Annotated in this window: 12 protein-coding genes; 4 read left to right on the forward strand and 8 right to left on the reverse strand. The window is 74.0% G+C overall.

Features of this window, described 5'->3' with window-relative positions:
• The first annotated feature begins 27 nt into the window (after positions 1 to 27).
• Positions 28 to 468: an Lrp/AsnC family transcriptional regulator gene (locus ACIHAA_RS18295; RefSeq protein ID WP_399818249.1), complete on the forward strand. Its 441-nt coding sequence runs from the start codon at positions 28 to 30 to the stop codon at positions 466 to 468.
• A gap of 139 nt (positions 469 to 607) precedes the next feature.
• On the forward strand, positions 608 to 859 hold the full coding sequence (locus tag ACIHAA_RS18300) for a DUF5133 domain-containing protein (protein ID WP_399818251.1): 252 nt from the start codon (positions 608 to 610) through the stop codon (positions 857 to 859).
• A 47-nt stretch (positions 860 to 906) separates the two neighbouring features.
• Here the strand turns inward: ACIHAA_RS18300 and ACIHAA_RS18305 are convergent, their stop codons facing one another.
• The 3 genes from ACIHAA_RS18305 to ACIHAA_RS18315 form a co-directional block, all read right to left on the reverse strand.
• Positions 907 to 1,113: a hypothetical protein gene (locus ACIHAA_RS18305; RefSeq protein WP_399818253.1), complete on the reverse strand. Its 207-nt coding sequence runs from the start codon at positions 1,111 to 1,113 to the stop codon at positions 907 to 909.
• A 124-nt stretch (positions 1,114 to 1,237) separates the two neighbouring features.
• A complete protein-coding gene (locus ACIHAA_RS18310; RefSeq protein WP_399818255.1) occupies positions 1,238 to 2,746 on the reverse strand; it encodes a multicopper oxidase family protein in 1,509 nt (502 codons plus the stop codon).
• Positions 2,747 to 3,035: 289 nt separating this feature from the next.
• Complete coding sequence (locus tag ACIHAA_RS18315) at positions 3,036 to 3,893, reverse strand: fructosamine kinase family protein (protein ID WP_399818256.1); 858 nt, start codon at positions 3,891 to 3,893, stop codon at positions 3,036 to 3,038.
• A gap of 189 nt (positions 3,894 to 4,082) precedes the next feature.
• On the opposite strand from ACIHAA_RS18315, the gene ACIHAA_RS18320 reads away from it, so the two are divergent.
• Complete coding sequence (locus tag ACIHAA_RS18320) at positions 4,083 to 5,048, forward strand: polysaccharide pyruvyl transferase family protein (RefSeq protein ID WP_399818258.1); 966 nt, start codon at positions 4,083 to 4,085, stop codon at positions 5,046 to 5,048.
• A 32-nt stretch (positions 5,049 to 5,080) separates the two neighbouring features.
• Here the strand turns inward: ACIHAA_RS18320 and ACIHAA_RS18325 are convergent, their stop codons facing one another.
• Entirely contained in the window at positions 5,081 to 6,091 is a 1,011-nt protein-coding gene (locus ACIHAA_RS18325) for a cytochrome d ubiquinol oxidase subunit II (protein WP_399818261.1), read from the reverse strand.
• 60 nt (positions 6,092 to 6,151) lie between these two features.
• Entirely contained in the window at positions 6,152 to 7,570 is a 1,419-nt protein-coding gene (locus tag ACIHAA_RS18330) for a cytochrome ubiquinol oxidase subunit I (protein WP_399818262.1), read from the reverse strand.
• Between the two features lie 361 nt (positions 7,571 to 7,931).
• Between ACIHAA_RS18330 and ACIHAA_RS18335 the strand changes: the two genes are divergently transcribed.
• Entirely contained in the window at positions 7,932 to 8,468 is a 537-nt protein-coding gene (locus tag ACIHAA_RS18335; protein ID WP_399818264.1) for a hypothetical protein, read from the forward strand.
• 49 nt (positions 8,469 to 8,517) lie between these two features.
• Here the strand turns inward: ACIHAA_RS18335 and ACIHAA_RS18340 are convergent, their stop codons facing one another.
• From ACIHAA_RS18340 to ACIHAA_RS18350, 3 genes are all read right to left on the reverse strand, one after another.
• On the reverse strand, positions 8,518 to 9,813 hold the full coding sequence (locus tag ACIHAA_RS18340; protein WP_399818265.1) for a glycosyltransferase: 1,296 nt from the start codon (positions 9,811 to 9,813) through the stop codon (positions 8,518 to 8,520).
• On the reverse strand, positions 9,810 to 10,775 hold the full coding sequence (locus ACIHAA_RS18345; protein ID WP_399818266.1) for a glycosyltransferase: 966 nt from the start codon (positions 10,773 to 10,775) through the stop codon (positions 9,810 to 9,812). Before ACIHAA_RS18345 ends, ACIHAA_RS18340 begins: the two co-directional genes overlap by 4 nt.
• A gap of 241 nt (positions 10,776 to 11,016) precedes the next feature.
• Positions 11,017 to 11,916: a DMT family transporter gene (locus ACIHAA_RS18350; RefSeq protein WP_399818268.1), complete on the reverse strand. Its 900-nt coding sequence runs from the start codon at positions 11,914 to 11,916 to the stop codon at positions 11,017 to 11,019.
• Positions 11,917 to 11,983 lie beyond the last annotated feature (67 nt).

Here is an 11,983-nt window from a genome sequence, read left to right on the forward strand (position 1 = left end):
GGGCGGCGACCGCCGGGAAGGAAGACCGTGGACGAGATCGACCGGGCCATTCTGCGCGAACTCCAGACCGACGGCCGGATCGCCTACGCCGACCTCGGCCCCCGGGTCGGCCTGTCCGCCTCGGCCGCCCGCCAGCGGCTGCAACGGCTCCTGGACAGCAGGGCGGTCCAGGTCGTCGGGGTCACCGATCCGATGCGGATGGGCGGCCAGGCGATGGCCCTGCTCGGCGTCGCCGTGGACGGTGACCCCCGTGCCGTCGCCGACGAGCTGGCCACCCATCCGGAAGTGGTCTACTCGGTCCTGACCTCGGGCGGGTTCGATCTCTTCGTCGAGGTCGTCTGCGCGGGGCCGCGCGAACTGCTGGACTTCGTGGGCGATGTGGTCCGGATGACGGAGGGCGTCGAAGGTGTCCAGGCCTTCCCCTACTTCGGCATCCACACCCACCGCTTCCTCTGGAACGTGGGCTGACGCCCCGGCCCCCTGCTTTCGGCCCCGCCGCTGCCCCGGACGCTGAGAACGCGTCAGAAAGTCCCCGTGTGAGGGGGGTTGCGCATGACTCGCCCGGGACCGGGCACACGGGTGGAAAATCGAGAGAGAGGGCCTCGCCGTGATGGTTCCGGATCCCAAGGTCGTCAGAGGACTGCTGACCCGGTACGCGTCCCTGCGGATCGCACTCGCCGAGAGGGCCACCCCGCAGCGGACGCGTGAACTGGAGGACGTCAGCTACACACTGTGCGTGATGACCGGAACCCGTACCGTCCTGGAGGCCGTGGAGGCCGCGGACGCGCTGCTCGCGGTGGGTGTCGCACGGGACACCGCGCAGGCGGACGGCCGGGACGGCCTGCCGGTGGCCGTCTGACCGGCGGCGCCCTGCCCGTGCCCGGCCGGACGCCCGCAGGGCCGGGGTCAGGGAAGCAGCTTGTCGATGGCGGCACGCCCCTCGGAGGCCAGCTTCCGCTTCGCCCACTCCAGCGTGCTGGGAGTGATGTCCCTGCCCGAGGCGAGGACCAGATCCTCCGGTGAGGTCTCCGCCGGAGTGGAGTGCAGCAGCTCGTCCGGCGTGGCGCGGTCATCGGACGGACGACGTGACGCATCAGGCTGTGACGTCGACATGGTGTCTCCTATGCGAGTCGGTCCGCAGTGGTGGCACCCGCGGGCGTCCCGGGGGCAGGACACCACCTCTTACCTCACCTTTCATCGAGATGCCGCCGCGCGCATCCCGAGAGGCCGCCCGCGCTCACCGGGTACGGGATCCCGGGCTGGGCTTCGGACTCGCCGCGGGGCGGGGCCGGACGATGTCGAGCACGGCCATCATGCCCTCGTCCTCGTGGTTCAGGACATGGCAGTGCAGCACCGTCCTGCCGGTGAAACCGCTGAAGCGGATCCGCAGTACGGCGACGCCGCGCGGAGGCACGTTCACCGTGTCGTACCAGCCGCGGGAGGGCGGCTGCGCCTTGCCGTTGACACTCATCAGCTGGAAGGGGTTGGTGTGCACATGGAAGCTGTGGGCCTCGTCCGTGTCGTTGCGCACCGTCCACTCCTCGACCGTGCCGAGGGTGGCGGTGAAGTCGGTCCGGCGGGGGTCGTAGGTCTTGCCGTTGATGAAGAACTTCGTGCCCGCCTTGTTCTCCGTGTACGCGATCGTCTTCCGGGCCGCGACCGGCGCGCGGGTCAGATCCTCGTGCGAGGCGAAGGCGGTCGGCATGGACACCCGGAGCACGGGCGTGCCGCTGGTGGCGACGGTCGCGAGATCGGCCCGGGGGAACTTGTTCCCGGCGCGACCGCTGTCGTAGGGCAGGGTCTCCAGCCGGGCGGTACCGGCACTGCCCGCCTGGACCAGGACGTCGAAGCGGGCGCCCGCCGGGATGAGCAGGCTGTCCGTCGCGTACACCGTGCGCACGGGGATCCCGTCCTGGGCGATCACATGGAAACGGGTGCCCTGGAGGTGGAGCCGGTAGTAGATGTTGGCGCCGATGTTCGCCAGCCGCCACAGCTGGGTCTCGCCCGGCCGCATGATGATCACGGGGTTCTGCTGCCCGTTCACGGTGCGCCGGGTGGGCGCGCCCATCTTCAGGGCGCGGGTCCTGACCGAGTCGCCCTGGACCTGGTCGTCCTTGAGCGCGATGGTGTGCTCGGTGATGCCGCGCAGCCAGCTCGGCAGATACCGCTGGAGGCCGTCCACGATGAGGATGCCGGACTCGCCACCCGCGACCTGCGCGGCCGAGACGCCGTCGGCGTGCGAGTGGTACCAGTAGGTGCCGACCGGCTGGTTGCGGGGGAGCCGGTAGGTGTAGTGGAACGACTGCCGGTACTTGACGGCGATGAAGATGTCGTCCGAGGGGGAACGCGGCGAGACATGCAGGCCGTGCGTGTGCAGATTGGTGTTCTCGTCGATCTTGTTGACCAGGGTGAGGTCGATGCGGTCGCCGGGGCGCACCCGCAGTGTCGGCGGCATGTACGCGCCGTTGTAGGTGGTCGCGAACAGGCGCTGGTCACCGACCTGGACCCGGCGCCGTTCGACCACGAGGGTGGCCTTGAGCACGCCGTCGCGGCTGACCAGCTCCGGCGGGTCCTGCAACCGCGGGCCGAGGCCCGCCGCCGCGGGGCCGTCCTGTCCCGCGGGCTCGTGCGGTCCGTCGACCGGCCGCGCCGGTGACCCTCCCGTACAGCCGGTCAGCCAGGCCGAGGCGAGGGCGAGACCGGCCGCCCACCGGATCAGCGGAGAACGAGTAATGGGCCCGAACACATCTCTCCCCAGAACAGCCGTGCGGCCGCGCCGCTGGCGCGGGCCCCAGGTGGCGACGGGGCGTTGACGGCCCGTCAGCGGGAGCGTAGGCAAGAGCGCGTCCCCGTCCGTGCCGCCGACGCGCCCGCGGTGACGGCATCCACTCAATCAGCAGTACGCCGGTCGGCAGCGCGGCGGTCGGCGGGGTGGCGGTGGGCAGTGCGGCGGTCGGTGGGGCGGACGTGCGGCAGTCGGCAGTGGGCGGCGCCGGTCCGGGTGCGGGCCGCGCCGGGCCGGGGCACCGACCGGCTCACTGCCTCAGCGTCGCCCGGGCCGCGGCGAGCGCCTGTTCCGCGTAGCCCCGGCCGAACAGCACCGTGTGCACCAGCAGCGGGAACAACTGGTGCAGCCCGACCCGGCCGACCCAGCCGTCGGCCGGCGGTGCCGCCTCCTGATAGCCCTGGAGGATCTCGTCCAGCCGGGGGCAGCCGAAGAGGCGCAGCATCGCCAGATCGGTCTCCCGATGGCCGCCGTGCGCCGCCGGGTCGATCAGCCGGATCTCGCCGTCGGCACCCCACAGCACATTGCCGTTCCACAGATCGCCGTGCAGCCGTGCGGGCGGCTCGGCGGGCCCGGCCAGTTCGGGCAGCCGTGCGCAGACCTCCTCGACCACCGCCGCCTCGGCGGGGCGCAGCAGGGCCCGGTCCACGGCCTTCCGCAGATACGGCAGCACACGGTGCTCGGCGTACCAGAGCGCCCAGTCGTCGCCCGGCACATTGCGCATCGGCGCCAGACCGATGTACGCGTCCACGGGACCGCCGGGCGGCGGCGCGCCGAAGGCGGGCGCCCCGGCGGAATGCAGCGCGGCAAGGCCCCGGCCGAAGCGGCGCGCCGCGCGCGCATCCGGGCGGCCGGGCGGCACACGGTCGGTCACCAGGTACGCCCCGTCGTGGCCGCGCACGGCGGGCACCCGGACCGCACGGGCCTCCGCGAGCCAGCGGAGCCCCGCCGCCTCGGCCCGCAGCGCGCCTGGTCCACCGCCGCGCTTGACCATCACGACCAGCCCACCGGCCAGCGTGACCTCGGTGAGGGACCCGGTCACCGGGCGTTCAGCGGTCACCGGGCGGCCGGTCCACCGGCTTGCCGCGGCACCCTCCGGCGTCGGCACGCCGCGCCTCCTTCCGGGCCCCGACGGGACCGGCGAGCACCGTCCGGGGCCGTGGGGCCGCCGTAGGGGGTGCCGCAGGGCAAGGGACCCGGGCGCCACCGTACGCCCCGGCGCCTCCACCCGGGGGCACGGACCGCAACGAGGGGAGGGGCGAGTGAGCGGGGGTGGGAGGGGAACTCGTCGGGCACTGTGCACGCGAAGGCCCTGCTGACCGGGTGGTTCAGCTTCCCGGACAAAGACGCCACCGCGGGGGACGTACTGGCCCTGCGGCGGGTCGAGGGTGTGCTGCGCGGCGCGGACATCGACTACGACGTGGCCTGGAGCGCCGGTTTCCGGCCCGCCGCGCTGCATCTGGACGAGGCGCGGCCCGCGGCGTACAGCCACCTCGTCTATGTGTGCGGCCCGCTGCACGGACCCCAGGTGGAGGAGCTGCACCGGCGGTTCGCGCACTGTGTGCGGATCGCCGTGGGGACCTCGGTGCCCGACCCCGAGGACCCGGCGGTCACCGGCTTCCACCGGGTGCTGGCCAGGGACGGTCCGGCCGCGGTGACGGAACCCGACCTCGCCGCCCACGCACCCGTCGAGGCGACGACACCCGTCGTCGGGGTCATCCTGGGCCAGGACCGGGACGGGGCCGGGGAGGACGACGGCGACGCGGCCGAGGCCCTCACCCGGTGGCTGGCCCAGAAGGACTGCGCGCGCCTGGAGCTGGAGACCCGGCTCGACAGCCGCGACTGGCGGCTGTGCGCCACGCCCGGGCAGGTCCAGTCCGTACTGACACGGATGGACCTGGTGGTCACCGACCGGCTGCACGGACTGGTGCTCTCGCTGCGCGGCGGGGTGCCCGCCCTGGCCGTGGACCCGGTCGCCGGGGGCGCGCGGGTCACCGCCCAGGCCGATGCCTGCGGCTGGCCGGCCCTGGTACCGGCCGAACGCCTCAGCGACCGCAAGCTGGACCACTGGTGGCACTGGTGCCTGACGTCCGGCCGGGTGGCGGCCCGCCAGATACGTCGGGAGTTCCTGGAGGACCCGGAGGCGGACAGCGCCGCGGGTCTGGTCGCCGCCCTGTCCGCCCCGCTGGAGACGGCCGGGGCCCGCGGAGTGCGGCCTGACGGCCCCGGGGGAGCAGAGCCCTCGCGGGGGAACGGCCGCTGAGGCGGGGGCGGGCCCGGCAAGCGGTGCCGTTCTCAGGAGTCCGGCCGGGCCGCCTCGGGGTGGCGCTGGAACAGGGAGTAGAGCCACAGCACGGACGGGACCAGCAGCACCGCGCCGACCGCCAGCGCGGCCAGGCTCGTGGCGAGGACCGAGGGCTGGGAGGCGGTGGCGGCGACGGTCACCGACGGGGGCAGCATCTCCGGGTACTGGGCGACTCCCCAGCTCCACAGGAGGGCGGCCACCGCGGCCGCCGCCGTGATCCGGACCAGGGCCGTCCCGGCGAGCATCAGCAGGACCAGGCTCAGCGCACCCAGCACCGCCGACACCAGGACCAGGGGCAGTGCCCGGTACGTCAGACCGTGGAACAGCCGATGGGCGTCCGTGTGCAGGATCTCGATGCCGACGAGGGCCACCACCCCGGTCACCGCTCCCGTGGCCAGGGCCCGTCGGCGGAAGTAGGCCGCCAGCCGGGCGTCGCCGGTCCGGGCCGCGTCCCCGCACAGATAGACCGCCGCGAGATAGGCGCAGACGAGGACGGCCAGGACGCCGCCGAGCGCGGACGTCGGATTGAGCCAGCTGGTGAGCAGGTCCCCCTTGGCCAGCCCGGGCGGGACCCGCCCCGAGGCGACCGCTCCGGCCACCGAGCCGAGGAAGTAGGGGGTGACGACCGAGGACAGCGCGAAGCAGCCGCCGAACAGCCGCCGTTGCCACACCTCCCCGCTGGCCTTGCGGAAGGCGAAGGCGGCGCCGCGCGCGATGATCCCGAGGGCGGTCAGGGTCAGCGGAATGTAGAGCGTGGACATCACGGCGGCGAAGACCGGCGAGAACCCCGTCCACAGCAGGACCACCACGAAGACCAGCCACACATGGTTGGCCTCCCACACCGGGCCGATGCTGTGCTCGATGAGCTTGCGGGGAGGTTCGCCGCGTGCGCTGCCACCGGCGAGGAGGTCCCACAGTCCTGCCCCGAAGTCGGCGCCGCCGAAGAGGGCGTAGCAGGTCAGGCCGATCCACATGACGGCCAGTGTCGTATCGGCGAGCATCAGCGGCCCCCTGTCGCGGCGGTGCGTACGGAACCGGCCGGGCGGGCCGGACCGGCGGAGTCAGACAACGGGGTAGTCCTCCACGTCGCTCTCCTGGGGCGCGACGGGGACCGGCCGGTCGCGGGTCAGCAGGCGCAGCACATAGACCGTGGCGACGGTCATCAGCGCGTACACGGCGACCACCAGCCACAGCCCGATCCGCAGGCCGGGGGCGACGTTCACCGCGTCGGACACCCGCATCAGGCCCGAGACGACCCAAGGCTGCCGTCCCTCCTCGGTCACGACCCAGCCGCACTCCAGGGCCACGACCGCCGCGGGACCGGCGAGGGCGCCCAGCGCCAGAAAGAGCCGCAGCGGTCGACCCGTCCCCGCCAGCCAGGGTCCGGGGCGGCGGCGGTGGCGCAGCGCGAGCACCAGCAGCCAGAAGCCCGTCGCGAGCAGGAACATCCCGCAGCCGACCATCACATCGAAGGGCAGGTGGACCCCGGTGACCGGCGGCCGGTCGGCGCGCGGCACCTGCTCCAGCCCCGTGATCACCGTATGGGGGCTGAAACCGACCAGCAACGACAGCCCGTTGGGGATCTCCAGGCCGTACTGGAGGCCGTCCCGTCCGGCGATACCGCCCAGGGTCAGCGGAACATGGCTTCCGGTGCGGTAGACCCCTTCCATCGCGGCCAGTTTCACCGGCTGGTAGTGGGCGACGAACCGGGCGGCCCAGTCCCCGACGACCAGTTGGAACGGGGTGACGATCGCGCCCAGGGCCAGCGGGACGGTGAAGCCCAGGCGGTGGTAGCGGTCCCGGCGGCCGCGCAGCAGCGCCACCGCGTACACGCTGGCGGTGAGGAAGGACGCGACCATGAGGGCCGCCAGGATCATGTGCGTGGTCTGCGGAGGCGTCGCCGGGTTGAACATGGCCGCCCAGGGATCGACATGGACGACCCTGCCGTCCCGCACGGTGAAGCCGCGGGGCTGGTTCATCCAGGCGTTGGCGCACACCACGAAGAACGCCGACAGCACACCGGCGACCACGATCGGCACGCCCGTGAGCAGATGGCGACGGGGCGTCAGCCGGTCCCAGGCGTAGAGGTAGATGCCGAGGAAAATGGCCTCGATGAAGAAGGCGATGCCCTCCATGGCGAACGGGAGCCCGATGACCTGGCCGTAGGTCCCCATGAGCCCCGGCCACAGCAGCCCCAGCTCGAAACTGAGGATGGTGCCGGACACCGCGCCGACGGCGAACAGCACCCCCATCGCGCGGGCCCAGCGGCGCGCCAGCAGTCGGCAGGAGGGGTCCCGGGTGCGTGCGCCCCACCACTCCACGGTCAGGGTCAGCAGCGGCAGCCCCACCCCGAGGCAGGCCAGCACGATGTGCCAGGCCAGGGAGAAGCCCATCTGGGCCCGGGCGGCGTCCAGGTCGCCCGGGTCGGCGGCGGCGAGGGCGGCGAGCGCCCGCGGCAGCACGATGGCGGCCGGTTCCATCGGACGCCTCCTTTCTCCGAGGTCTCCCCGGCGGTCTCCCAGGCCTTCCGGGCGGCTCTCCCCCCGGCTCCCGGGCGGCACCCTCGACCGGCCGCCGCCCCGACACCGTTGCCCCTTGCGGGGGCAGGAGCGTGCGCGCCGCGCATGACCTGTCGGTTTTCCCTGCGAACGGAGCATCCGGGGCGGTTCCGCCCCTGGCCCCGGCCACCGGCCCGGGGAGTGGGCCGCGACGGGTGCGGGTACTCGTCCGGCCCGTGGCCGCCCGCGGCTACGCGTGACCAGCGCCCGTGGACTCGTGGACACGGCCCATGACAACGGCAGGGGAGCCCCGGGACACCGGAAGGGAGAGGGGTGAGGCGGGATGAGCGACGTACGCAGTGCCGGTACGGCCGACACGCGCCCGGCCGAGCGGACCCGCTCGGACCTGCTCGGCATCTACCTCAACGACCATCTGGCGGGCTCGACCGCCGGGGTTCGCCGTGCCGGGCATCTGGCGCACACACAGCGCGGAAATGCGAACGGAGCGGTGCTCCGGTCGATTGCGGACGAGATCGCGGACGACCGGGAGACCTTGCTCGCGATCATGCGCAGGCTCGGAGTGCCCGCCCGCCGCTACAAGGTCCTCGCGGGAGGCGCGCTGGAGCTGGCCGGGCGCCTCAAGAGCAATGGCCGTATCGTCCGCCGTTCCCCGCTCACCACCGTGCTGGAACTGGAGCTCCTGCGGCTCGGAGTCGAGGGAAAGGCTGCCGCCTGGCGGACCCTGCGCGGGGTCGCCGAGAGCGACCACCGCCTGGATCCGGAGCGGCTGGACCAGCTGATCGAGCGGGCCGAGCAGCAGATCCGGACGCTGGAGGACCTGCGGATGCGGCAGGCACAGCGGACGTTCCTGGCCCCCTGAGGTTTCCTCACGCCCGGCGACGGGGCGGAGGGTCGGGAGGCAGACGGCCTCAGGGGGCGGGCATGGTCCGGGCGGCGGCGTACTGGGCGTCCAGGACGACGCAGTACGCCGTCTCGGTGACCGCGGCGACCCGCGCCCAGCCGTATCGGCGCAGCACCCGCCGTCGGCCCGCCGCTCCGCACGCCGCCCGGGCCACGTGGTCGGCGAGCAGCTCGTGGACGGCACGGGCGAGGGCATCCGGGTCGCGGGGCGGCACCAGCCGCCCGGTTCCCGGATCCGCGACGGTGTCGAGATGACCGCCCACCGCGCTGGCGACCACCGGCCTGCCACAGGCCATCGCCTCCAGCGCGGCGCGTCCCAGCGGCTCGTGGTCCCCGGGGCACACCACCACATCGGCTCCCCGCAGCAGCGCGGGGACCTCGCGGTGGGGCACCCGGCCGAGGAAGCGGAGCCGGTCGGCGACCCCGGCGTCCGCGGCGATACGGCGCAGTCGGCGCACCTCCGCATCGGCGTCGAGCCGGTCCGGGCGCGGCCCGCCCACGACGAGCAGCTCGGTGCCGGGCAGCCGGGCCAGCGCCGCGAGGGAGACCTCCGTACCCCGGTGCGGTCCGATGCCGCCCAGCTGGAGCAGCCGCCCACGGCCGGTGCCGGGCGGGGCGGCCGGTCCGTGCGGGGTGAACAGCGCGGTGTCGACCCCGCACGGCACGACGCTGATCTTGTCGCCGGGGATGCCCAGACGGACCAGTTCGACGGCCTCGTCCCGGCAGGAGGCCAGGGCGTGGTCGCAGCCCAGGCCCACTTCCGTCTCGTGGGCGAGATGCTCGGGCGTTCCCTGGGCGAGGTGCCCGAGAGGGTCGGTGCCCGTCCGTGGCGGATGCCGCCGGGCCGCGGTGCCGAGCGCCCGGCAGGTGTGCAGCAGTGGCAGCCCCAGCTCGCGCACGGTCCGCAGGGAGGCCAGCCCGGACATCCAGCAGTGCGAGTGCACCACATCGGGGGGCCTCACCCGCCAGATCCGCGCCAGGCGGCGCCCGAACTCCCCGAGGTGGGGGAGGAGTTCGTTCCGGGGCAGGGGCTCGGGCGGCCCCGCCGTCACCTGGTGCACCTCGACTCCCTCGCGCGGCGTCGTCCGGTCCGGCAGGCCGGGGTCGGTACGGCGGGCGTAGACGGTCACCCGGTGGCCCCGCTCGGCCAGCGCCTCGGCGAGCTGGAGGACAGGCGGGGTGCGGCCACCGGTGCCGGGCGCGGCGAGCGGGCCCGCACCCTCCGCGACCAGGGCGACGGAGAGGGAACCGGGGTCCTCCGGGGCGCAGGCGCCGCCGCCGGGCGAGCGGGGGGACGACGTCATGACAGGGCCTCCGCCATCACCCGGTTCCAGTCGGCGAGGAAGCGTTTGAGCCCGTACCGGCCCAGGGCCGCCTGACGGGCGCGGGCGCCGTCGGCCGCCGCGGCCTCCGGTTCGTGCAGATAGTGCCGGGCGGCACGGGCCAGTACCTCGGGCCGGGTGGACAGCGCCCCGGCACCCCGCGGGACGGCCTCGACGACCTCCGTGGTGGCGAGCGCCACCACCGGCAGGCCGAGGTGCATGGCCTCCAGAAGCGGCAGACCCGGCGACGCCCACCGCACCGGATGCAGATGGAAACGCCGCTCCGCCATGGCCCGGTGCAGCTCCGCCTGGGGCAGCTCGGCGCTCCGGCAGCGCTCCTCGGGCAGGCCGAGGCGGGCGGCCAGACCCTCGGTGCCCCGGCCGTAGACGTCCAGCGGGGCGGCCTCGGCGAGGGCGGGCAGCAGATCCGTGCCCAGGGGCCGGGCGCCGCGCACCGGTTCGTCCATGACGACACAGGCGCGGGCCAGCCGTCCGGTGTACTGGTGACCGGGGTCGGCGATGCCCGGTTCGATCACCTCGGTGCGGGTGCTGCCCGAGTCCCAGAACAGCCGGTTGAAATGGGCGGCATGCACAAGGGTCAGGTCGGACCGGTCGGCGAAGGGGTGCCGGGTGCGGGGTACGTCTCCGTCCGGCGTGTGGTGCTCCAGATAGATGCCGGGCAGATCGCGGCCGATCCGGCGGCCACCGAGCAGACGCTCGGCCAGCTGAGGTTCGTGCGGCCGTTGCAGCAGGACCAGATCCACCTCCGCGTCCCGCAGTTCCTCCGGGTCCACTTCCCGGACCGACTCGGGCCAGGACCCCGCCCGGGGCCGTCCGGGCCCGGCCGCGTCGCGGTTTGGCGGCACGGGAACGAGACAGGTGTGGGTGCCCTGGGCGAACGCCGCCGTCCAGGAACCGCGGACGGGCCACAGCAGGATGTTCATACGCTCGCTCCTCGTTCCGTGTCCGACCCGCACCCGGCGGGGCACCTCGCCGGGCACCTGGCCGGCCCGGGCGGACACCGGAGGCAGCGCAATGGCGTCGGGTACCCGATCAGGGTCTGTCGTCGGGGAGCCCGGGGCTCGGTGGTGTACGACAACCGGGTGACGCACCCCGGCGGCTTCCACGCGCAGCGGGTGGTGAGCCGGGCCACCGCGTGGGTCGGGCGGCCGACGCCGACCGCACTCAGGGAGCGACCGGCGGTGTGCTGCTCAGCCTGTCGCCCGCGGTCGGCGCCTCCTCCTGCATGTGCGGCACCACACGGCTCAGACGCACCACCCCCCAGACGATGAGTCCGACCCCGATGATCTCCGGGAGCACCCACCAGCCGGTGCGGATCCGCTCGTCGAACAACGTGATGCCGAGCAGCAGACTCACCGTCGCGTCCCCGATGGTGAGGGCGGGCTGGGACGCCGCGAGCCAGCCCGCCTGGAGCGCGTTCTCCAGCAGCAGGACGGCGCAGATGCCGGTCAGCGCGAAGCCGTAGGTCTGCCAGGCGCTGAGGAAGGCTGCCGGGCCGCCCGCCGCGAACACGCCCGTCGAGGACTTCAGCAGCGCGGCGGTCAGCGCGTTGCCGATGGCGGAGGCCGTGCCCAGCACGGCGGCCCTGAAGAGCGGCGGGCGCCCGGGGCGGGCCAGTGCGACCGCTGCCGCCATGCCGCCCAGGCAGAGCACCAGGGCGGGGACCCAGCGCACCATCGGCGCCTGGTCCTGGACACCGGAGGGCGCGGCGGACCCCAGCACCAGTGCGAGACCGGCGACCACACTGGTGATGGCCCACCAGCCCGCGTTCGGCAGCCTCCGGTGCATCAGCGGCGCGATGATCAGCAGCGCAAAGGGCAGTTCCAGCACGAACAGGGGCTGCACCAGTGCCATCGGCCCGTTCACCAGGGCCAGCGCCTGGAACAGTGCGGCACCGACGACCCCGGCGACGCCGAGCAGCCAGGCGGGCCGGTGCGCGAGCGCCAGCACCAGCCGCAGGCCGCCGCCGCGGGAGACCGTGGACGCCGCCTTGCGCTGAAAGGCGGTGCCCATCGCGTTGCTGGCTGCCCCGATGACCGCGAACAGCGCGGCGAGCACGATCACCTCTCCAGCATGCCCCGACGCGGCGGCCCCGGCCTCTGGGCTGCGGCGCTCCCGGCCCGGGGTGGCT

Origin of the sequence: Streptomyces sp. NPDC052040 (genome assembly GCF_044548405.1) — a bacterium.
In the GTDB taxonomy this organism is placed as follows: domain Bacteria; phylum Actinomycetota; class Actinomycetes; order Streptomycetales; family Streptomycetaceae; genus Streptomyces.

Bases quoted from the DNA above. Each gene is read 5' to 3' on its own strand.
- ACIHAA_RS18340 (WP_399818265.1), bottom strand. From the start codon at position 9,813: ATGACGTCGTCCCCCCGCTCGCCCGGCGGCGGCGCCTGCGCCCCGGAG.
- ACIHAA_RS18345 (WP_399818266.1), bottom strand. From the start codon at position 10,775: ATGAACATCCTGCTGTGGCCCGTCCGCGGTTCCTGGACGGCGGCGTTC.
- ACIHAA_RS18325 (WP_399818261.1), bottom strand. From the start codon at position 6,091: ATGCTCGCCGATACGACACTGGCCGTCATGTGGATCGGCCTGACCTGC.
- ACIHAA_RS18305 (WP_399818253.1), bottom strand. From the start codon at position 1,113: ATGTCGACGTCACAGCCTGATGCGTCACGTCGTCCGTCCGATGACCGC.
- ACIHAA_RS18330 (WP_399818262.1), bottom strand. From the start codon at position 7,570: ATGGAACCGGCCGCCATCGTGCTGCCGCGGGCGCTCGCCGCCCTCGCC.
- ACIHAA_RS18335 (WP_399818264.1), top strand. From the start codon at position 7,932: ATGAGCGACGTACGCAGTGCCGGTACGGCCGACACGCGCCCGGCCGAG.